This is a genomic window from Curtobacterium sp. MCBA15_005 (genome assembly GCF_001864855.1).
GTDB classification, from domain to species: domain Bacteria; phylum Actinomycetota; class Actinomycetes; order Actinomycetales; family Microbacteriaceae; genus Curtobacterium; species Curtobacterium flaccumfaciens.
In genome coordinates this window covers 23942-44751 of record NZ_MJGL01000034.1, presented here as the reverse complement: position 1 = coordinate 44751, position 20810 = coordinate 23942, and the positions used below count along the sequence as shown (strand labels likewise).

The following is a 20810-nucleotide window of genomic DNA, read 5'->3' as shown; positions in this document are numbered from 1 at the left end:
CTAACAGCATCGACCTCAAGATGTTCGTCCAGCCGGGGACCGCGGCGTTCGCGGTCGGGCAGCTCACGGCCTACGACCTCACCGCTCAGTCGCTAATCTGACGCCCGAACGCACAGACCCCCTCGGCCTCCTTCAGACGCTCGAGGGGGTCTTCGCGTGACCCGCGCTCGCTCAGCTCGGGTCTGGATCGAATCCGCCGAGGGACCGCCAGTGCGTGACGAGCGGCGCCAGCGGCTCGGAAGCCAGAAGCCGGGATCGGACTTCTTCCGCTTCGCGCACGGAGCGGGCGTTGCTCTCGTCGACGCGCGCATCGAGCTCTCGGCCGCTCTCGGTCCATCCTGGTGTGAGCGCTTCCAGGAACGCCTCGAGTTGCGGCGTGTACGCCTTCGCTCGGGCCTCAACTAGGTCGGCGTGGATCGAGCGAAGTTCCTGTGCCTTCTGCTCCGCGTAGAGAACGATCCCGGGCAGGACGATCCCGGTCGAACACGCGACGCCGTGTCGCAGGGCAAGGCGGACAACATCCAACGTCAGCTCCCGCTCTGCGGGTTCCCAAGCTAGGTCGGCGAGATCCACACCCCGCTCCCTCGCTGCATCGAGCACTGTGTTCGTGGGGAGGTCGTTCCAGGCGAGGCGAGTGTTCGGTCGGACGAGGTAGAGCATTCGGCTCCTTCGGGTGAGCGGGGCAGTCATCGGCACACTACACAGCACCGACAACGGACCCAGGCGAGCTCCTTCCCAGCGACTGCCCGCCGCAGTAACCTCCAGCTATGAGCATTCTTCGAGAGGGTGACCAGTGACACCTTCTGACGCTGACACCATCGCAAGCTTCATCACTCAACGCCTGACGTTCCTCGATGGCGGGTCGTGGGAGGACCAGTCCATCCGTGAGGATTCTCGATGGGGAGATACCGCGCTCGCGCCGGTCGCATCCCTTGTGGGAGACGTCAGTCGCATTCGCTACGCGGGTGGATTCGTCGGGAGGCCTTCACAGGGGGACCAGAAGGTCACGGAGGTGCGAATCGTCGTCTTCACCGACACGCAGATCATCCGGGTGGAAGCTGCGACAGACGTTGACGCCCCGTCCCTCTTTCTCAACGCCGCGAAGGTCTGGGCGGTGCGACGCGACTCGGTCACGAGTGTTGCTGTGACGAGGTCGAGCCGCACGGACGACGACTCGTCCAAGGACTGGCCGCGCCAGCTCGACATCGAGATCAGTCTCAGCGATGGGACCACGGTGTCTCTGCCGTTGAACCCGGAGCGATACAACCGGGACTACGAGGGCTTGCAGTTGCTTGCGCAAGAGCTGTTCGCGCGCGAGTGAAGTCACGGCTCGGATCGCAGTGACCGCAACCAGCGGATTCCGTCCTCCCGCGTGATGATCGGCTTCATCTTCGCCGGGTAGCAGGGGATCAGCTCGCTGCGCCGGATCGCGCCACGAATCGTCGTCTCCGAGAGGTCGACGGCCTTCGCGAAGTTCAGGATGGAGTAGGCGAGCTGTTCGATGGGAGGCTGCTCGTTCACGCCGGCCCCGAGGGCAGGAAGAACGAGAAATCCCGACCGGTGAGCTTCACCATCCGGTCGAGTTCGTCCAGCCACAGAGGTTTCTCTCCGCGGAGCTTTCGGTACAGGCTGACCGACGACCGTCGCGGGCTCTACACGGAGCTCACGCACGCCGGGCAGGTCCTGCTCGAGCGTGCGACACCGATCCACGCCGCGGCGCTCGAGGGCGCCCTCGCCGAGGCGCACGAGGTCCCCGAGCTCGCCGACCTGGCCGAGTCCGTCGAGCGGCTCGAGGGCGCGCGCGTCTGACCTCGGGTCACCTCGCACCCGGCCTGGAGGTCCGGCGCACCTCCGCCCCGCCGGCGTCGGCCCCGGGGCGGTCACCACTCAGGCGCGCGGCGGCCCCGTCGTCGACCGCACGACGAGCGTCGGTGGCACGAGTGTCCTGATCGGATCCGTCGGCGTCCCCGCTGCGGCGCCGATCCGCTCGACCAACCGCGCAGCCGCCAGGCGCCCCACCTCGTCGTTGTGCGGGTCGACCGTCGTCAGGCGCAGCAGGGGTGACGCGGCGAGCGGGGTCTCGTCGTTGCCGATCACCGAGACGTCCTGCGGCACGCGGAGTCCGGCTTCCTGCACGGCGGCGATCGCGCCCATCGCCATGACGTCGTTCGCGGCGAACACCGCGGTCAGGTCCGGGTGCTCCCGGAGTGCGAGCCGCATGCCCTCGTAGCCGGTCGTCTCCGAGGTCGGGCCGGAGCCGTAGACCAGCGGCTCGATGCCGGACGCGGCCAGCTGCGCGACGGTGGCCTGACGGCGGACTGCAGCCGGGCCTCCCGAGCCGGTGACGTGGGCGATGCGGCGGTGACCCAGGCCGATCAGGTGATCCGCTGCCAACCGCCCGCCGGCGGCTTCGTCGGAGGCGACCACGTCGAGTCCGCCCGGTACGTCCGCGCGCGCGCCGGCGATCACGACCGGGGTGTCGGCGGGGACGACGACGTCGGGGAAGCCCTCGGCGGCGAGCACCACGCCGTCGACCCGCAGGGAGACCAGGTCGTCGAAGGGCGAGGAGTCGAGGTGGGCGTTGGCCCGGGTGTCGGCCAGGGTGAGGCGGAGTCCGTGCGGGGCGAGGGCCTCGCGGATGCCGTCGAGCATCGGGACGTACCAGGGGTTCCGGAAGTCGTCGACGATGACCCCGATGGTGCGGGTCCGGGTGCCGGCGAGGATGGCGGCGGCGCGGTTCGGGCGGTAGCCGAGTTCCGCGACGGCGGCGAGCACCGCGGAGCGCCGGGCCGGGGAGACCCCGGGATCGTCGCGCAGCACCATCGACACCAGGGACTTCGAGACGCCTGCGCGTGCGGCGACGTCGATGATCGTCGGCGGGCGAGGGGTCACGCTGAGCCTTTCCGGCACGGTGCTTGACAGGACATGGGCTTGTGCGGCTACAGTCTACCGACACGTTCTGGAACGTTCCAGAATCGGGATCCAGCGACCTTCTCGAAGGAGAGAACATGAGCGACAGCATCGGCGTCGCCGTCATCGGCGCGGGCATGGCGGGCAAGGCCCACATGGCTGCGTGGCGGAACGCACCCTCCCTCTTCACCGCGACGCTGCCGCCGGTCCGGCTCGTCTCGGTCGGCGACGTCTACGAGCCCCTCGCCGTCGAGGCCGCACGGCGCTTCGGCTACGAGCGGCACGACACCGACTGGCGCGCCGTCGCGGCGGCGGACGACATCGACGTGGTGAGCGTCGTCGTCGCGAACACCCTGCACCGCGAGATCGTCGAGGGGCTGCTCGCCGCCGGCAAGCACGTGCTGTGCGAGAAGCCGCTGTCCGACTCGCTCGACGACGCACGCGCGATGGCGTCCGCCGCTGCCGAGGCCGCGCAGCGCGGGGTGCTCGGCCGCATCGGGTTCACCTACCGCCGGGCTCCCGGGCTCGCGGCCATCAGGGAGCTCGTCGAGGACGGCACGCTCGGCCGGGTGCTGCACGTCTCCGGCCGGTACTGGGCCGACTACGGCGCCTCGCCCGACGTCCCGTTCTCGTGGCGGTTCGCGGGGGAGCCGGGGTCCGGCGCGCTCGCCGACGTCGGCTCGCACCTGTCCTACGTCGCCGAGTTCCTGGCCGGTCCGGTCCGGAGCGTCAGCGGTGGGACGTTCACCACGTCGATCACCGAGCGCCCCGTCGCCGCCGGACACGCCCTGCGCGGGCAGGCCGTCCCGCTCACCGGTGAGACCGCGGCCGTCGGCAACGACGACTACGCCACGTTCAGCGCACGGTTCGGTGACGGCACGGTCGTCGGGTCGCTCGAGGCCTCGCGCGTCGCGGCCGGGCACCCGAACGGCCTCGTGATCGAGGTGTTCTGCGAGCGCGGCGCCGCCCGCTGGGACCAGGAGCGCGCCTCCGAGATCGGCCTCGCGCTGCAGTCCGACGGCTCGCGCACGGGTGGGTACCGACAGGTCGTGCTCGGCCCGGACCACCCCTACGTCGCGGGCGGCATGGCGATGGACGCCCCGGGCGTCGGCTGGGGGCAGAACCAGATGTTCGAGTACCAGGCGCGGGCGTTCCTCGACGAGATCGCCGGGCTGACCGGCGCCGTGCCCGACGCCCTGCCCGCGAACGCCACGTTCGACGACGGCGTGCACAACATGGAGGTCCTCGACGCGGTGGCACGGTCCGCCGCGGCCGGGGGTGCATCCGTCGACGTGGCGGAGGCCGACGCGGTGACCGCCACCGCGGTGACCGCCGAGGGGGTCCGCGCATGAAGCTCGGTCTCTACAACGCGATCCTGCACGACCGGCCCCTCGCCGACGCACTCCGGGTCATCGCGGCCAACGGCCTCACCGGCATCGAGCTGAACACCGGCGGGTTCCTGCCCCCGGTGCACGTGCCCGACATCGACGCGATCCTGCAGGACGACGGGGCGCGTGACGCGTTCCTCGCGCAGTTCGCGGGGACCGGCGTCGAGATCGCCGGGCTCAACTGCAACGGCAACCCGCTGCACCCCGATCCGGCGATCGGCCCCGCGCACGCCGAGGACGTCCGGCGCAGCATCCGCCTCGCGGCGCGCCTCGGGCAGGACCGCGTCGTCACGATGTCCGGACTGCCGGCGGGGGAGCCGGGCGGGACGCGGCCGAACTGGATCGTGAACGCCTGGAACTCGGCGGCGCTCGACGTCCTCGAGCACCAGTGGAGCGTCGCGGTGCCGTTCTGGCAGGAGATCGACGCCCTGGCCCGGGAGCACGGCGTCAAGGTCGCGCTCGAGCTGCACCCGCAGAACCTCGTGTTCAACCCGGCGTCGATCCGGGAGCTCGTCGAGCGCGGCGGGCTGACCAACGTGGGGGTCGAGCTGGACGCCTCGCACCTGTTCTGGCAGCAGATGGACCCGGTGGCGGTCGCCCGCGACCTCGGTCCGCTCGTGTTCCACGCCGCCGCGAAGGACGTCCGGATCAACCCGCACGCCGCGATCAACGGGGTGCTCGACAACTCGTTCCGCCGTTCGTCGCCGGACGAGCCGCGCACGAACCTCGGCGGCGACGAGTGGGCGAACGAGTGGCCGAAGCCGTCGGCGTGGGACTTCGTCGCGCTCGGCAAGGGGCACGACGAGGCGTACTGGACGACGTTCCTCGAGGCCCTGCGGACCCGGACATGTGGGTGAACATCGAGCACGAGGACACCGAGCTCGGGCGCGAAGACGGGGTCGCGGTCGCCGCGCGCGTGCTGCGCGCCGCGGATGCGGCGCTGGGGCCCCGGTCCTGACCGTCCGTCAGCCGGCCCGGACACCGCCTGGAGGCCCGTGGGCCGTTCCGCGCACGGGGTGACGGATCGGCGTGTGGTGGGGTCGTGCCTCCCGGCCCCACCACACGCGGATCGGCCGCCGGTGCGCGGAACGACCAGTCCGTGCACCCGTACCGGGTGCTGTCACCGGCCCGATGTAGCATGCACGACACCTGTCCCCGACGATGGAGCCCTGCGTGCCGGACCCGACCGACCCCGCCTTCCCGCTCGAACACGTGCGGGCGGTGGGCGACGACATCGTGGCCTCCGTCGCCACGGTGATCGACGGCAAGGCGGAAGCCATCCGCACGGCCCTGACGGTGATGCTCGCCGAGGGGCACCTGCTCGTCGAGGACGTCCCCGGCGTCGGCAAGACCGTGCTCGCCAAGGCGCTCGGTGCCTCGGTCGGCGGATCGGTGAACCGCATCCAGTTCACCTCGGACATGCTGCCGTCCGACGTCACGGGCGTGAACATCTTCGACCAGTCGTCCGGCACCTTCCGGTTCTCGCCCGGCCCGGTGTTCGCGAACGTGGTCATCGGCGACGAGATCAACCGCACCAGCCCGAAGACCCAGTCGGCGCTGCTCGAGGCGATGGCGGAGTCGCAGGTCACCGTCGACGGTGTCACGCGCCCGCTCGACCGGCCGTTCATGATCGTCGCGACGCAGAACCCGATCGACATGGAGGGCACGTACCCGCTGCCCGAGGCGCAGCGGGACCGCTTCATGGCGCGCATCGCGATGGGCTACCCGAGCGTGGACGCCGAACGGCAGATGCTCGCGAACCGCGGCGGCAGCGACCCGCTGTCGCGCCTGCGGCCGATCGTCGACGTCGGCACGCTGCGGGCGATCATCCAGACCGTCGCCGGTGTGCACATCGCCCCCGACGTCGAGGCGTACATCATCGCGATCGTCCGGTCAACGCGCACCCACCCCGACCTCGTGCTCGGTGCGAGTCCCCGCGCGACGCTGCACCTGGCGCAGGCCGCGCGTGCGCACGCCGCCCTGCTCGGCCGCCCGTTCGTCACCCCCGACGACGTCGCGACGCTCGCCCCGATCGTGCTCGCGCACCGGCTCGTGCCGGTCGCCCGTGGGCTCGGCGGCACCGGCGAGGACACCGTGCGCGAGATCGTCGTCCGGATCGTCTCCGACACCGCCATCCCGTTCACGGCCACCCCCGTCCGCTCCTGATGGCCGGTCCATCGGCACCGCCGTCGCTGCTGCGACGCGTCGGTGCCGCGCGGTCCACGGCGGCACGGTTCGGCCGCCGCGGGCTGTCACTGGCACGCCGCACCCCGTTCCCGCGCCCGACGATCCGGGGCTGGACGGTCATCGCCGTCGGCATCGGCCTGGTCGGCGGCGGCCTGGTCGGCACCACGAGCGTCGCCGTCACGGCCGGCCTGCTGCTGCTCGTGCTCGTCGTGCTCGGCATCGCGATGGCGTTCGTCGTCGCCACCCCGCTCCGCGGCAGCCGCAGCACCGCTCGGGCGATCGTCCAGGTGGGCGAGGTCTACCGGGAACGCATCACCCTCGGCAGCACCAGTCTGCGGATCGGCCCACGGGCGACGCTGCTCGTGCGCGAACAACTCGAGGACGCCTTCGCCAGCCTGGCCGAGGCGGAGACCTACGCCGAGGTCGGGCCGAACCTGCCGCCGGCCGTGCTCGACGTCGAGGCGCTCGCGATGCACCGTGGCCGGACGCTGGTCGGGCCGGTGACGATCCGGGTGGAGGACCCGTTCGGCCTGCTCCGGATCGACCGTCCCGTCGTCCCCGCTGAAGAGGTCGTCGTCGTCCCGGCCTCGGCACCCCTCGGGGCGATCGACGCCGGGGCGCTCGCCGGTGCGGTCTCGGCCGACGAGGGCCGGGTCGGACAGGGCGGCTCCGCTGACGACAGCGAACTCCGCCCGTACCGACCGGGCGACCCGATCCGCCGGGTGCACTGGGCCCAGAGTGCACGGCGCGGTGAACTCCACGTCCGCCAGACCACCCAGGCCCAGCCGCCCGAGGCCGTGATCGCCCTCGACGTCCGGCGGGAGTCCTACCAGCGGCTCGGTCGCGAGGACCTCGCCGAGCTCTCCGACCTGGGCGGCGACCAGGCCTTCGAGCACGCCGTCGTGGTGGCCGCCAGTGTCGCCCGGGCGCTCGCCGCCCGGACCTCCCGCGTCGTGCTCGTGTTCGACGGTCCCGAAGGCGCGACCCGGCACGCGGGCGACGTCGGCGGGCTCACCGACGTGCTCGTCGGGCTCGCCGACGTCCGGCTCCGCTCCGACGCGCGACAGGTGACCGACGTCCTGCCCGAGGTCCGGGGCCGCGACGTGCACGGCATGACCGCCGTCGTGACCGGCACCTGCACCGCGGACGAAGCCGCCGAGCTCGTCAGCGCGACCAGCGGGTCGAGCCGCGGCATCCTGGCGACGATCGTGCCGCCGGACCCGGCCGTGCGGGGCATCCTCGACCGTGGCGGCTGGCGGACCCTCGTGGTGCCGGTCGTCGGCGCGACGCCGTCCGGAGCCGCACGGTGACCGGGGTGAGCGCACCCGCGCGTGGCCGTGCCGACGTGCGCGAGATCCTCGAGCGCGACGACGACCTGCGTGACGTCCCGAGCGCCTGGGTCGTGGCCCTCGCGCCGGTGCCCGTGCTCCTCGCCGCACTCGCCATCCGGCCGCTCGTGCAGGGCATCGCCTGGTGGGCATCGGGCGTCGTCGTCGTCGCCGTGCTCGTCGCCGTGATGCTCGCGGTGCGCCGCCAGACGCCCGGTATCCGCTTCGTCGTCCTGGTCGGCACGGTCATCGCCTGCTCGTGCGCCGCCGCCCTGGTCAACGACATCCAACCGCTCGGGTGGCTCGACGCGGACGGGGCCCTCGGGGAGACGCTCGCCGCGATCCGCCTGAACCCCGCACCGCTGCCGCAGACCGACGCGATCCGGCTCGTGGTCACCGCGTCGATCGGCTGGGTCGCTGCGGTCTCGCTGTTCCTCGCCGCCATCGCGCGGATCCCGTCGCTCGCCGCCGCCCCGGCCCTCGTCATCCTGATCGTTCCGGGTGTCATCACCGGGCAACCCGCCGGCACCCCGCTCGTCGTCGCCACGGCGGTGGCGTTCCTCGCCCTGCTCTGGCTGTCCGTCCGCCCCGTGCAGCGCGCACTGCCGGCCGCCGTGGTCGGGGCGATCGGGCTCGTCGTGGCCATCGGGCTGCCGACGATCGTGCCGCTCAACGCCAGCTGGTTGTCCGGCGTGACCGGTGCGATCCAGTCGCCGATCCAGCCCGGACGGCCCGGCACCCTGCTCGAACTCGGCAACGACCTGCGCCGCCCGAGCGAGCTCGAGGTGTTCCGCTACCGCTCGTCGGACGGGCAGCCCGAGTACCTCAAGCTCGCCGACCTGGACGAGTTCGGCACGGGGGACTGGGTGCCGACCGTGACGAACGCGGCCGAGGCCGACACCGCCGACGAGCAGCAGTGGGCCGAGGGCGTCAACCCGCGCCTCGCGAGCCGCGGCGACGTGACCGTCCGGATCACCGGGCTGTCCAGCACCTACCTGCCGGTGCCGTCGGGTGCGGTGTCGATCGAGTCGCAGTCCACCAACCTCGACCTGTCGCAGTGGCGGTGGATGGGGAACTCGAGCACCGTCCGGTCGACCGGAGCCGCGACCGCCCGCGGTGCGATGTACGAGGTCTACGGGGCCTCGACCTTCGCCAACGACTACCTCGACGCGGTCGCCGCCTCGGGGGTGCTCGCCCGCTCCGACGGCCGTGGCTTCCGGGAGCCCAGCCGCCAGCAGCTGCGCACCGACCTCGCCCTGCCCGACGACCTGCCGGCGAACATCTCGACCACCGCGACCCGCGTCGCCGCAGCCGCGACCGACGACTACGGGCGTGCGCGGGCACTCGAGCAGTGGTTCCGCAGCGACCTGTTCACGTACTCCGAGACCGCCCCCGTCGAGCAGGGGTACGACGGCGACAGCATGGACGTCGTCTCGACGTTCCTGAAGGTCCGCGACGGGTACTGCGTGCACTTCTCGTCCGCGATGGCCGTGATGGCCCGCACGCTCGGCATCCCTTCGCGCATCGCGGTCGGGTACCGGGCCGGGTCGCCGCAGCCCGACGGCGAGTACGCGGTGTCGAACCGGCAGCTGCACTCCTGGCCCGAGCTGTACATCCGGGGCGCGGGGTGGGTCGCCTTCGAGCCGACGCCCGATTCTGACGAGGCCGCGCCGTCCGAGGAACCCTCGGCCTCGCCGACCGCGGCCGCACCGGAGACCCCGCTGCCGGCGCCCGAGCAGACCACCCCGGCGCAGGATTCCGCGTCACCGACCCCGTCGGCCTCCCCGGCGCCGGGTGCCGCGGGTGCGTCCGGCTCCGGCGACGCAGGTGGCCCCGTCGGGCTGCTCGTGGGGCTGCTGCTCGTGCTCGCAGTCCTCGTCGCCCCGGGCCTCGTGCGCGCGGTCCGCCGCCGGTCGAGGCTGTCGGCGATCGCCGCCGGCCGGTCGCCCGCCGTGCAGGCCTGGCGGGAGTTGCTCGACGACGTCGCCGACCACGGGTACGCCCCGGGCATCGCGCCGCCGGGTGATGCCGCCGCCGTGGCCCGGACGGCCCGAGCCGTGCTCGGACGACTGCGGCCCGGGTTGCCGGCGTCGGTCGTGCCCCACCTGGAGGCCACGGTCGACGCGGTCGATCGGGAGCGCTTCGCCGCCGACGGGGTCGCATCGGTGGACACTTCGGCGCTGGAGCGGCACGTCCGCGAAGCTCGTGGCGCACTCGACGCGTCGGTGCCCGCCCTGCGTGTCGTGCGGTCGCGCCTGCTGCCGCCGAGCCTGCTGCCGTCGTCCGCCTGGTCCCACGACGGGCCGAAGCCCCGGCGTCGCGACCGTCGCACGGCCTGACGCGGGCGCGAGGGGTGCGCCGAGTGGTGCGAGGTTCCGTACTCCGTGCGACCGGCGCGGCCTCGCACGGACTACGGAACCTCGCACCGTTCGAGCGGGGCGGCCGCGGCACCGCCGCGCCGGGGCGCGGGGCGTCAGCGCCGGCGGACGACCGCCTCGACCAGCGTCGCGACGAGCTCGCCCGGGTCGACCCCGGGCAGCGCCGGCGCGTCGAACACCAGGCCGACGTTCGCCCCGATGAGCACGGTCGCGAACTCCTCCGGGGTCATGCCGACGTCGACCTCGGGGTGGGCACCGAGCCACAGCCGCACCAGCTCGAGCACCCCGTCCTGCAGGACCCTGCGCTGCCGGATGAACTCGGGCAGGAACTCCGGGTGGCGCACGGCGTACCCGCGGAACGCCGAGAGCAGCGCGAACTGCTCGCTCTGGTCGTGCTGGCCGAACGCAGCGCGCAGGACGTCGCCGACGTCGACGGCGGCGATGTCGGCGTGCACGAGCTCCTGCAGTGAGCCGAGCACCAGGTTCGTGGACCGCTGCATGACCTGCGCGAGCAGGTCTTCCTTGGACGAGAAGTTCGAGTAGACCGCACCCTTGCTGAACCCCGCGCGCGCGGCGACGTCGTCGAGCCGGGCGCCGTACACACCCTGTTCGGCGAAGACCGCGGCTCCGGCGGCGAGAAGGCGTTCCCGGACCTCGGCGCGCGGGATGCGCTGGGTGGGGGAAGCGTCGTCGCTCATCGGTTGCTGCTTTCGACCTGTGCAGGTGGTCGTCGGGGAGAGCATCGTGGTGGAGACCTGCCGCGCCGCGCGTCTGATCCCGCGCGGCATCAGCGAAGCCCCCATCCCCACGTCTGCTCGGAACCGGCGCGTTCGGGTCGCGTCGGTGCTGTGCGGACAGCGTTCACCGGGATCATCCCCGGTAGAACTGCCAGGACGATACCCGGCGGTACTGATCGTAGCGTCGCGACGCCGCGGATGACAGCCCCTCAGTCCTCGTGCTCTTCCCGGACACTGCCGGCGCCGGTTCGACCGCCCGGACGCCGGAGCAACCGGAGCGCGTCCGGCCGCAGGCTCCGACCCCGCCGGAGCAGCGAACCGAGGGTCGACTTCGGCTGCCAGTCACGGCCGTTCGGCAGCCCCCAGCCGCGGCGGACCGCTCCCCAGCGGAGCCCGAGCGACAGGGTGATCGCGAGCAGGATGCCGAGCGACGGCGACCCGAGCGCCGAGGCGATCACCATCACGGCCGACGCGGCGACGGCCACGGTGGCGTACAGCGCGTTCCCGCCGAACACCGCCGGCACCCGCCGCAGCAGCAGGTCGCGCATGGCCCCGCCGCCGACCGCGGTGATGGTCCCCATGATGATCGCGGCCGGCCATTCGAGCCCGGCGTCGTAGGTCCGCTGCACGCCGACCACGGCCCAGAACCCGATCACGGCGGCGTCGAGCACGGTGAACAACCGGTCCCACGTCACCTCGGAGAACGACACGAGGAACGCGATGAGCGCCCCGGCGACGGCGACCGGCACGTACAGCGGGTCGACGAGCGCGACGGGAGGTCCGTTCTGCAGCAGGGTGTCGCGGAGCATCCCGCCGCCGAGTCCGGAGACGAACCCGACGACCAGGAACCCGAACAGGTCGAAGTCCATCGCGCGGGCGATGGAGCCGCCGAGCAGGGCGGACGCGAAGACCCCGGCGAGGTCGAGCACGTTCGTGACCGACGCCAGGCCGTCGACGGACAGCAGGTTCATGAGAACCATCAAACATCACGTCGCACGACTGGCGGGCCGTTCGGCGGTTAGGTTAGCCTCACCTTCGTCATGCTCGCCACTCTCGTCATCGGTCTCCGTGAAGGCCTCGAAGCCACGCTCATCGTCGGCATCATCGCCGCGTTCCTGCGTCGCAACCGCGTCCCGCTCGCCCCGATGTGGTCGGGCGTCGGGCTCGCGGTGCTGCTCAGCATCGCCGTCGGCTTCGGGCTGCAGGCCGTCGAGCAGGCGCTGCCGCAGGCCCAGCAGGAGGGCATGGAGGCGGTCATCGGCATCGTCGCCGTCGTCTTCGTGACGGGCATGATCGTCTGGATGCGCACGCACGCGCGCACCCTGACGGCCGACCTCGAGGCCAGTGCCACCGCGGCGCTCGGCCGGGGCACCGCCTGGGCACTCGCCGGCATGGCGTTCCTCGCCGTCCTGAAGGAGGGCTTCGAGACCGCGGTGTTCCTCCTCGCCACGTTCCAAGCGTCGTCGGACACCGGCCTCGCCGCCCTGGGTGCCGTGATCGGCATCGCGGCCGCGGTCGTCGTCGGCTTCGGCATCTACACCGGTGGCGTCCGCCTCAACCTGTCGCGGTTCTTCACCGGCACCGGGGTCTTCCTGGTCTTCGTCGCCGGCGGCCTGGTGCTGACCGTCCTCCGCCGCGCGCACGAGGCCGGCTGGATCGTCATCGGCCAGCAGCGCACCGTCGACCTGTCGTGGCTCGCCCCGAACGGTTCGGTGCAGGGCGCCCTGGTCACCGGCGTGCTCGGCATCCCGCCGGACCCGCGGGTCATCGAGGTGCTCGGCTGGTTCCTCTACGTCGTCCCGGTGCTGGCCCTGACCCTCTGGCCGCGCGCCTGGCGTCCGTCGCCGGACCGCGTGCCCCGGGTGCGCGCCGTCGTCGCCGGTGCACTCGCCGTGGCCGCAGCGGCGCTCGCGATCGCCGTGCCGACGGGCGGGGTCGACCTGCCCCGCACGACCGCGGTCAGCGGCGACGCCAGCTCCGTCTCCGCCAGCGTCGACGGTGCGTCCGGTGTCCTGCGGGTGGCCGGCACCGGAACCGGCCAGGAGGCCCGGATCACCCTGCCGACGTCGGCCCACCGCCGCGTCACCCGCGCGGGCGTGACCGCCGACCGGTGGCGCGTCGTGCAGGACGGGGCCGGTGGGCAGGGGAGCGGTGCCGACCGTCCGTCGACGCTGACCCTGGACGACCTCGTCACCCTGTTCGGCCGCCTGCCCGTCGGGGTCTCCCCGTCGACGAACCCCGGTCCGTTCGCGGCCCGCTGGGCCGTGCGCGACACGGTGACCCTGTGGACGGTCCGCGGTGGGGTCCTGGACGCGACCCGCGACGAACGCGAGGTGCTGACGCTGAGCGGTGGGGGCCTCCCGTCCGCGCGCACCACGACCCTGGACCGCACCGTCTGGTCCGTCCCCGACGCCCGCGTCGAGCGGTCGGCCGCCTCGGTGGCCGCAGCGGACTCACGATCAGCCGACCTGCTGCTCTGGAAGGCCTGGCTGCCGATCGCCCTCGGCGCCGCGGCCGCCGTGCAGGCGATGCTGGCCCTCCGTGACCGCCGTCGCCGGCGACTCCCCACCGTCCCCACCCCCGAACCCGTCCCCGCTCGTGGCCCTCCGGCCGCGGACCCTGCAAGGAGCACCGACCATGTCCTTCGGTAAGCCCGTCCGACCCCTGATCACCCTGGGCGCCCTCGGCGCCGTCACCGCCCTCGCACTCACCGGTTGCGCCGGTGGGTCCGCCGAGGCCGGCGGCTCCGGCTCCGGCGACGCGAAGGTCTCCCGCGTCACCATCACGCTCACCAACGACGGGCAGGACGCCTGTGCGGTGTCCTCGACGAAGGTCCCCGCGGGCCCCGTCACCTTCACGGTGAAGAACGAGTCGTCGACCGCGATCACCGAGGTCGAGCTGCTGGAGGACCAGCGGATCCTCGGCGAGAAGGAGAACCTGGCGCCCGGCCTCGACGCCGTCCGCTTCACCGCCACGCTGACCGGCGGGAAGTACCAGGTGTACTGCCCCGGCGCCGAGACCGAGCTGACGGACTTCACCGTCACCGGCAAGGCCGCGTCGACCGCGAACAGCAGCGCCTCGACCCTGCTCCGCGACGGGACGAAGGGCTACGCGACCTACGTCGACGGCCAGGTCACCGACATGGTCGCCGCGGTCCAGCAGCTGCAGAAGGACATCGACGCCGGTGACCTCGACGCGGCGAGGACCGACTACGCGAACGCCCGCCCGTTCTACGAGCACGTCGAGAGCGACGTCGACGGCTTCGTCAAGAAGGGGTTCAAGGCCACCGACAACGCCGGCAACCTCGACTACCTGATCGACATGCGCGCCTCGAACCTCGACCCGGCCGTCGGCTGGAGCGGGTTCCACGCCGTCGAGAAGGACCTGTTCCAGGCCGGGAAGATCACCGCGTCGACCAAGCAGACCGCCGCGGACCTGACCGAGGACGTGCAGCTGCTCGCGAAGCTCGTGCCGACCCTGGACTACAAGCCGGAGGACCTGGCGAACGGTGCCGCCGGGCTGCTCGAAGAGGTGCAGTCGAACAAGATCACCGGCGAGGAAGAGGCGTACAGCCACATCGACCTCGTCGACCTCGCCGCCAACGTCGAGGGTGCCCGTCAGGCCTTCGCGTACCTCAAGCCGGGGCTGACCAAGCTCGACCCGACCCTGACGAAGCAGATCGCGAAGCAGTTCGACGCCACGAACACGCTGATGGACGGCTACCGCGACGCCGATGACCTGGGCGGCTTCGCCAGCTGGGACGCCGCCACCAAGAAGTCCGACGCGAACACGATCTCGCAGCAGATCCAGGCGCTCCAGGACCCGCTGTCCCGCCTGGCCGAGAAGGTCGCGACCGCGTGACCGAGCCGGACGAGGCACCCCGGGCGAACGTCTCCCGCCGCGGGCTGTTCGGCGCCGGCCTGGCCGTGGCCGGTGCCGGGGTCGGCGCGGCAGCGGGGATCGGCGGCGCCACCGCGGCGACCGGCGTGAACCCGTTCACGGCGGCGACGAACGGTGACGAGTCGATCGACCTGTCGCAGAGCCAGCCGTTCTACGCCACCGCGGCACGGCAGCCGCAGGGCGGGATCCGCACCACTCCGCAGCGGTACTGCGTGTACATGACGTTCGACCTGTCGACCACCGTCACGACCGACCTGCAGGTGCTCCTCGCCCGCTGGTCGGCCGCGATCGCCCAGCTGCAGGCCGGCAAGACCATCGGCAGCGTCGAACCGGCGCACGGCAACGGGGTCGGCGCCGACACCGGCGAGGCGCTCGACCTCGGGCCCGCGTCCCTGACCGTCACGGTGGGGCTCGGCCCCGGCGTCTTCGACGAGCGCTTCGGGCTGGCCGACCGGCGCCCGGCGTCGCTCGCCGACATCCCGACGCTGCCGAGCGACAACCTGCAGCAGGGGCTGACCGGCGGCGACCTGTCCCTGCAGGCCTGCGCCGACGACCCCCAGGTGGCGTACCACGCGGTGCGCGACCTGGCACGGATGGCCCGCGGCACCGCGACCGTCCGCTGGACCGTGCTCGGCTTCGGCCGGGCATCGGCGGGACCGCACCAGAGCACGCCCCGCAACCTGATGGGGTTCAAGGACGGCACCCGGAACATCACGACCGACGCCGACCACGACCGGTTCGTCTGGCTCGACCGCGACGCCGGGTGGATGGCCGGCGGCAGCTACCAGGTGGTGCGGAAGATCCGGATGAACATCGAGACCTGGGACGCCGACGTCGTCAGCGACCAGCAGCGGGTGTTCGGGCGGACGAAGATCCAGGGCGCACCGCTCTCCGGCGGACAGGAGCACACCACGCCGGACTTCCACGCGAAGGACGACGACGGTGCGACGAAGATCGACGCGACGTCACACATCGCCCTCGCCGCGCACGAGGCGAACGGCGGCGTGAAGATCCTGCGGCGGCCGTACAACTACACCGACGGGCTCAACGAGTACGGCCAGCTCGACGCCGGGCTGCTGTTCATCGCCTACGTGAACGACCCGGACCACTTCACGCGGCTGCAACGGAAGCTCGGCGCCTCGGACCGGCTGAACGAGTACGTCTCGCACATCGGGTCCGCGGTGTTCGCCGTCCCGCCGGCACCCCGCAAGGGGTCGTACATCGGCGAGCAGCTCTTCCGATGAGCTGAGTCGCTGCGACGCCAGGGTGGGCGCCCTCCGCCGTTTCCCTGGAGGCGGAGGACGCCCGCGTCGCGGAGTCTCGCCGAACGGAACCACCGTCGACTTGCTGAAAGCGACCCGGCACGACGCGTCGCGGTGCGACAACCCCGAGAGTACCCCGCGGATCCGCGGATCCGCAGTGATCGACCGGGATGGGACAGCAACCGTGACCGCCGGGTCGCGCGACGCATGCGCCGGAGCTGTGCCGGGCCTCCTGACCGACGCGAACGGGCCGCCTCACCAGGGTGAGACGGCCCGTTCGCGTGTGTGCCCGCAGGCTCGGGGTCAGTCCGTCAGGACCGTCGTGGCACGTCGTGCGCGGTTGCGGCGGAGGACCACGAGCGCCGTGATCCCGGCGAGCAGGAGCAGGCCCGCCGCGATCGCCGGAGCGGTCAGGTCCGCACCCGTGTAGGCGAGGTCGCCACCGGCGCGCGGGTCGTCGTCGGTCCCGCCGACGCCACCGATGCCGGCGTCGTCACCGCCACCCGCGCCGGGGCCGGGGGTGACCCCGCCGCCCGTGCCCGGGGTCGGGTCGACCGGGTCCGTCGGGTCCGTCGGGTCGGTGGGGTCCGTCGGGTCGGTCGGGTCGACCGCTGCGGCGACCGGGATCGTCACGGCGAGGGTGATGGTCTGGCCGGGCAGGGTGACGACGAGCGGTGCGTCCGTCGTGGCGACGGGCTCGGCCACCGCGGCGAGCGAGACGGAGCCGGCGCTGCGGGCGGCGGCGCGTGCCGCCGGGGCCTCGATCTCCGGGACCGTGACGGTCAGGGTCGCGCGACCCTGCTCGTCGTTCTTGTCGGTGATCGTCGGGTCGATCGCCGACGACGCCAGCTCCTTGCCGTCCGCGCTGACCGAGACGGTGCCGGCCTTCGCGGGGTCCTCGCTGCTGAACACGAGCGACGACAGGTCGAGCTCGATCTCGTCACCGGGCTGGAACCCACCGGCCGGGGTCGGCGTGACCGTGACGCCGACGGCGCGCTGGTCGACCTGGGGTGTGACCTTCTTGTTCGCCACGAAGTAGTCCACCTGGGCCTGCAGGTCGACCTGGCCGGAGTCGGCGACGTTCGTGCCGGTCGCGAAGGCGGCGAAGTTGTCGCCACCGGTCGACAGGAACGAGTTGACGGTCACCTTGAGGGTGTCGGTCAGCGCGATCGGCTTGCCGTCGAGGGTCATGCCGGTGATGCGCTCGCCGCGGCCCTTCGACGGGTCGTAGGTGTACGCGAAGCCGTCCGAGACGCCGAGCTTCAGGAACGGACGCTCGAGGCCGTCCGGCTGCCACTGCTGTTCGAGGGCGTTCTTGATCTGCTGGCCGGTCATGTCCTTCGTCACCAGGGTGTTGGCGAACGGTTGGACGAGCGCGGCCTCCTTGTAGGTGACGGTGCCGTCGGGGTCGCCGGCGCCGCTGGACGCGTAGACCATGTCGGTGCGGAGGCCGCCCGGGTTCATGAAGGCGACTTGCGAGCCGTTCCGCTCGGTGGCGCTGCGTTGGACCTCGGCGATGTAGTTGCCCAGGACGGACTCGCCACCGCGGTTCTCGGCCTTGCGGTCGGACTGCACGGCGCGACGCAGGTCACCCGTGATCTCGCCGAGCTTCTCGCCGCCCTTGACGTCGGCGACGGCCTTCGCGGCGGTCACGATGTCGCTCACCTCGGTCACCGAGGTGGTGTCGGCGGGGACACGCTTGTCGTCGTTGACGGAGGTGACCGAGGACGTGATGCCGGTGAGCTGCTTGTCCGCGTCCACGGTGAGGCGCAGGTGTCCGAGGTTCACCCCGTAGGACCCGGCCTGGATCACGGGACGCTTCGTGCCGTCGGGTCCGGCGATGGAGTGGTTGTACGTCGCGTGGGTGTGCGCCGAGACGATGGCCGAGACCTTCGACGAGACGCCGGAGGTGATCTTGCCGAAGGCGCCGGTGCCGGTGGCGTCGGCGAGCGCGCTCGTGGTGGCGCCCTCGTGCACGAGCAGGACGAGCACGTCGGCCTCGTCGTTGTCGTCCCTGCCGTCGGTGAGCTGCACGGCGTACCGGTTGACCTGGCTGACGATCGGGGCCATCGCGAGGCCCTCGACCCCGCCGGGGCTGACGAGCCCGGGGATGAGGTCCTCGGTGGTCGCGCCGATGAAGCCGACCTTGACGCCGCCCTTTTCCACGATGGAGTACGGCGTGAACGCGGGGTCGGTGGTGCCGGCCTTGACGATGTTCGCCGAGACGTACGGCCATTCGGCGCGGTCGTCGATGCGGTTCTTCAGGTCGTCCTGGCCCTTGTCGAGCTCGTGGTTGCCGATCGCGCTGACGTCGAGGTCCATGGCGTTCAGGGCGTCGATCGTGGGGGAGTCCTGCTGGATGAGCGAGGTGAAGGTCGAGGCGCCCACGTTGTCGCCGACGCTGGCGAAGATCGTGTTCGGGTTGGCCTCGCGGTACGACTGCACGACGCCGGCGAGCTTCGCGGCGCCGGCGGCCTTGTCGGCGGCGGTGCCCTCGGACTCGATGCGACCGTGGAAGTCGTTGACGTCGATGATGTCGATCGTCGTGTCGCCCTCGGCGGCGACGGCTGCGGACGGGACGGAGAGTGCGACCAGGACCCCGGCGGTGGCGAGGGCCGCGCCGGCGCCGAGGCGTCGTCGGGTCGTCGCACCGGCGGTTCCGGTGGTGTGGGAAGTGTTCATCGCCGTCGAACCTACGAAGACGCACAGGCGACTCGCCAGACTCCGTCGCAAGTCGTCACACGACGTTCACACGGCCGTCCCCCTGGGGCCGCCCGACCCGGTTCAGTCGCGGCCGAGGGCGCCCTTCACCCGCTCGGTGACCTCGGTCGCCATCGCCTTGGCAGAGTCCTTCACGACGTCGAACTCGACCGGGTCGCCCTTCAGCAGGCTCTTCGCCGTGTTGATCGCGTACTCCTTCGTGATGTGCGGGGGCAGCGGCGGGACGCTCCGGCTGACGTACGCGTCGATGAGGGTCACCCCCTGGTGGGCGAACGCCCGATCGACCGCGGCCTCGACCTCGGAGTCCTCGTGCACGGCGATGCCCTGGAACCCGAGCAGCGTCGCGTACCCGGCGTAGTCGATCGACTCGACGTCCTGCGAGCCGCGCCACATCGGGTTGCCGTCCTCGGTGCGCATCTCCCACGACACCTGGCCGAGATCGTCGTTGTGCATGACCACGATGACGAGCTGCTGGTTCGGCCAGGCCGCCAGGTACTTCTTCACGGTGATCAGCTCGTTCATGCCGAGCATCTGGAAGGCACCGTCGCCGATCGTGCACACCGCCGGACGGTCCGGGAACGCGAACTTCGCCGTCACCGCGTACGGCATGGCCGCGAGCATCGTCGCGAGCCTGCCGGACATGTCGCCGCGCATGCCCTCGCGCAGCCGGATGTGGTGGCCGTACCAGTCGGCGGTCGTGCCGGCGTCCGCGGTGACCGTGACGCCGTCGGGCAGCCGGTCGTTCACGGCCTGGATCACCCGGCGCGGGTTCACCCCGTCGTCGTAGGCGACCTCGGACTGCGCACGCATCTCCGACTCCCACTCGCGCATCTCGTGTGCGACGGTCTGCTGGAAGGACCTGTCGGTCTTCTGCTCGAGCAGCGGGAGCACGGCGTCGAGGGTCGAGCCGACGTCGCCCCACAGGTTCAGCTCGGTCGGGTACCGCAGGCCGAGCTGCTCCGGCTTGATGTCGACCTGGATGCCCCGGGCCTGCCCCGACTTCGGCATGTACTCGCCGTACGGGTAGTTCGTGCCGAGCAGCACGAGGGTGTCGCAGTCGCGGATCTGGTGCAGTGACGGCAGCGACCCGAGCAGCCCGAGCTGCTGCGAGTGGTACGGCACGTCGGACGGGATCACGTCCTTGCCGCGGAGCGCCGTGATGATCCCCGCGCCCGCCTTCTCGGCGGCGGCGAGCACCTGGGCCGTCGCGCCGCGCGCGCCCGCACCGACCAGGAACGTCACCTTCGACCCGGCGTTGATGATCTCCGCCATCTTCCGGACCTCGTCGGCGGGCGGCGTGATCCGGGTGGACGCGGGGACGTCGCTCGACCGCGAGGCCCAGTGCTCCAGCGGCGGTGCGTCGTACTGCATCGCCTGCACGTCGTGGGGCAGCACGACGACGGCCGGCTGCTTGCGCAGCGACGCGGTGCGGAACGCGGTGTCGAGCACCACGCCGACGGCCTCGGGCGTGGCCACCGTCTGCACGTAGCAGGCGACGTCGGCGAACACGCGCTCCAGGTTCGACTCCTGCTGCGTGAACGACCCCATCGCCGCGAGCCCCTGCTGGCCGACGATCGCCACCACCGGCTGGTTGTCCATCTGCGCGTCGTACAGCCCGTTCAGCAGGTGGAAGGCGCCGGGACTCGACGTCGCGACGCAGACCCCGACCTCGCCGGTGAACTTCGCGTGCGCGGTCGCCATCAGCGCCGCGATCTCCTCGTGCGTGGGGCGGACGTACTCCAGGCCGTCGCCCGTCGACGCCGCCTTGCCGAGCGCGCCGTCGAAGGCGCCGATCCCGTCGCCGGGGTACCCGAACACGCGGGAGACCCCCCACGCCTTGATGCGGTCGATGACGAAGTCGCTCACGGTCGTGCTCATGGCACCAGCGTGCGCGGGCGCGCACGGGTCCGTTCACAGGCACCGGCCTGGAGGCGCGGATCACGTGACCGACGTCGGTCCCGTGATCCGCGCCTCCAGACCAGGGCGCCTGTGCTGGCCG

General features: G+C 72.1%; 16 protein-coding genes and 1 pseudogene. 10 read left to right on the top strand and 7 right to left on the bottom strand.

The annotated features are described in order from the left end of the window. Window positions 1-171 precede the first annotated feature (171 nt). Window positions 172-660 (bottom strand): hypothetical protein, encoded by a 489-nt coding sequence (locus tag BIU89_RS12330; RefSeq protein WP_071246907.1) that lies wholly within the window; start codon window positions 658-660, stop codon window positions 172-174. A 133-nt stretch (window positions 661-793) separates the two neighbouring features. Here BIU89_RS12330 and BIU89_RS12325 point away from each other — a divergent pair, with 133 nt between their 5' ends. Next, entirely contained in the window at window positions 794-1321 is a 528-nt protein-coding gene (locus BIU89_RS12325) for a hypothetical protein (RefSeq protein WP_071246905.1), read from the top strand. Window positions 1322-1323: 2 nt separating this feature from the next. On the opposite strand, the gene BIU89_RS12320 is transcribed toward BIU89_RS12325, so the two are convergent. Next, window positions 1324-1521, bottom strand: a complete 198-nt coding sequence (locus tag BIU89_RS12320; protein ID WP_071246903.1) for a hypothetical protein — start codon at window positions 1519-1521, stop codon at window positions 1324-1326. Between the two features lie 39 nt (window positions 1522-1560). Between BIU89_RS12320 and BIU89_RS18940 the strand changes: the two genes are divergently transcribed. Next, window positions 1561-1809 (top strand): hypothetical protein, encoded by a 249-nt coding sequence (locus tag BIU89_RS18940; protein ID WP_071246901.1) that lies wholly within the window; start codon window positions 1561-1563, stop codon window positions 1807-1809. A gap of 78 nt (window positions 1810-1887) precedes the next feature. Here the strand turns inward: BIU89_RS18940 and BIU89_RS12310 are convergent, their stop codons facing one another. Beyond that, window positions 1888-2892, bottom strand: coding sequence for a LacI family DNA-binding transcriptional regulator (locus tag BIU89_RS12310; RefSeq protein WP_083404350.1), 1005 nt, complete (start codon window positions 2890-2892; stop codon window positions 1888-1890). A gap of 116 nt (window positions 2893-3008) precedes the next feature. Here BIU89_RS12310 and BIU89_RS12305 point away from each other — a divergent pair, with 116 nt between their 5' ends. From BIU89_RS12305 to BIU89_RS19055, 5 genes and pseudogenes are all read left to right on the top strand, one after another. Further along, window positions 3009-4262 carry a Gfo/Idh/MocA family protein gene (locus tag BIU89_RS12305; RefSeq protein ID WP_071246896.1) on the top strand — a complete coding sequence of 418 codons (1254 nt, stop codon included), beginning with the start codon at window positions 3009-3011 and terminating at the stop codon, window positions 4260-4262. Continuing rightward, a pseudogene (locus BIU89_RS12300) lies at window positions 4259-5256 on the top strand (sugar phosphate isomerase/epimerase family protein). The gene BIU89_RS12305 and the pseudogene BIU89_RS12300 overlap by 4 nt, the downstream one beginning before the upstream one ends. Window positions 5257-5459: 203 nt before the next feature. Then, entirely contained in the window at window positions 5460-6464 is a 1005-nt protein-coding gene (locus BIU89_RS12295) for an AAA family ATPase (protein WP_071246894.1), read from the top strand. Continuing rightward, window positions 6464-7795, top strand: a complete 1332-nt coding sequence (locus BIU89_RS12290) for a DUF58 domain-containing protein (RefSeq protein WP_027466116.1) — start codon at window positions 6464-6466, stop codon at window positions 7793-7795. Before BIU89_RS12295 ends, BIU89_RS12290 begins: the two co-directional genes overlap by 1 nt. 5 nt (window positions 7796-7800) lie before the next feature. Then, window positions 7801-10152: a transglutaminase family protein gene (locus tag BIU89_RS19055; protein ID WP_139179081.1), complete on the top strand. Its 2352-nt coding sequence runs from the start codon at window positions 7801-7803 to the stop codon at window positions 10150-10152. A 134-nt stretch (window positions 10153-10286) separates the two neighbouring features. Here BIU89_RS19055 and BIU89_RS12280 read toward each other — a convergent pair whose 3' ends face one another. Together BIU89_RS12280 and BIU89_RS12275 are read right to left on the bottom strand one after the other, a co-directional pair. Then, complete coding sequence (locus tag BIU89_RS12280; RefSeq protein ID WP_071246890.1) at window positions 10287-10889, bottom strand: TetR/AcrR family transcriptional regulator; 603 nt, start codon at window positions 10887-10889, stop codon at window positions 10287-10289. A 248-nt stretch (window positions 10890-11137) separates the two neighbouring features. Further along, window positions 11138-11899, bottom strand: coding sequence for a trimeric intracellular cation channel family protein (locus BIU89_RS12275; RefSeq protein WP_071246888.1), 762 nt, complete (start codon window positions 11897-11899; stop codon window positions 11138-11140). Between the two features lie 69 nt (window positions 11900-11968). On the opposite strand from BIU89_RS12275, the gene efeU reads away from it, so the two are divergent. The 3 genes from efeU to efeB are packed head-to-tail and all read left to right on the top strand — an operon-like array spanning window position 11969 to window position 16072. Next, window positions 11969-13579, top strand: coding sequence for an iron uptake transporter permease EfeU (gene efeU, locus BIU89_RS12270; RefSeq protein WP_071246886.1), 1611 nt, complete (start codon window positions 11969-11971; stop codon window positions 13577-13579). Further along, window positions 13566-14789 carry an iron uptake system protein EfeO gene (gene efeO, locus BIU89_RS12265; protein ID WP_071246880.1) on the top strand — a complete coding sequence of 408 codons (1224 nt, stop codon included), beginning with the start codon at window positions 13566-13568 and terminating at the stop codon, window positions 14787-14789. Before efeU ends, efeO begins: the two co-directional genes overlap by 14 nt. Continuing rightward, a complete protein-coding gene (efeB, locus tag BIU89_RS12260; protein ID WP_071246878.1) occupies window positions 14786-16072 on the top strand; it encodes an iron uptake transporter deferrochelatase/peroxidase subunit in 1287 nt (428 codons plus the stop codon). The genes efeO and efeB overlap by 4 nt, the downstream gene beginning before the upstream one ends. Before the next feature lie 321 nt (window positions 16073-16393). On the opposite strand, the gene BIU89_RS12255 is transcribed toward efeB, so the two are convergent. Further along, window positions 16394-18772: a bifunctional metallophosphatase/5'-nucleotidase gene (locus tag BIU89_RS12255; RefSeq protein ID WP_071246876.1), complete on the bottom strand. Its 2379-nt coding sequence runs from the start codon at window positions 18770-18772 to the stop codon at window positions 16394-16396. Between the two features lie 102 nt (window positions 18773-18874). Next, window positions 18875-20689 carry a thiamine pyrophosphate-requiring protein gene (locus BIU89_RS12250; RefSeq protein ID WP_071246874.1) on the bottom strand — a complete coding sequence of 605 codons (1815 nt, stop codon included), beginning with the start codon at window positions 20687-20689 and terminating at the stop codon, window positions 18875-18877. Window positions 20690-20810 lie beyond the last annotated feature (121 nt).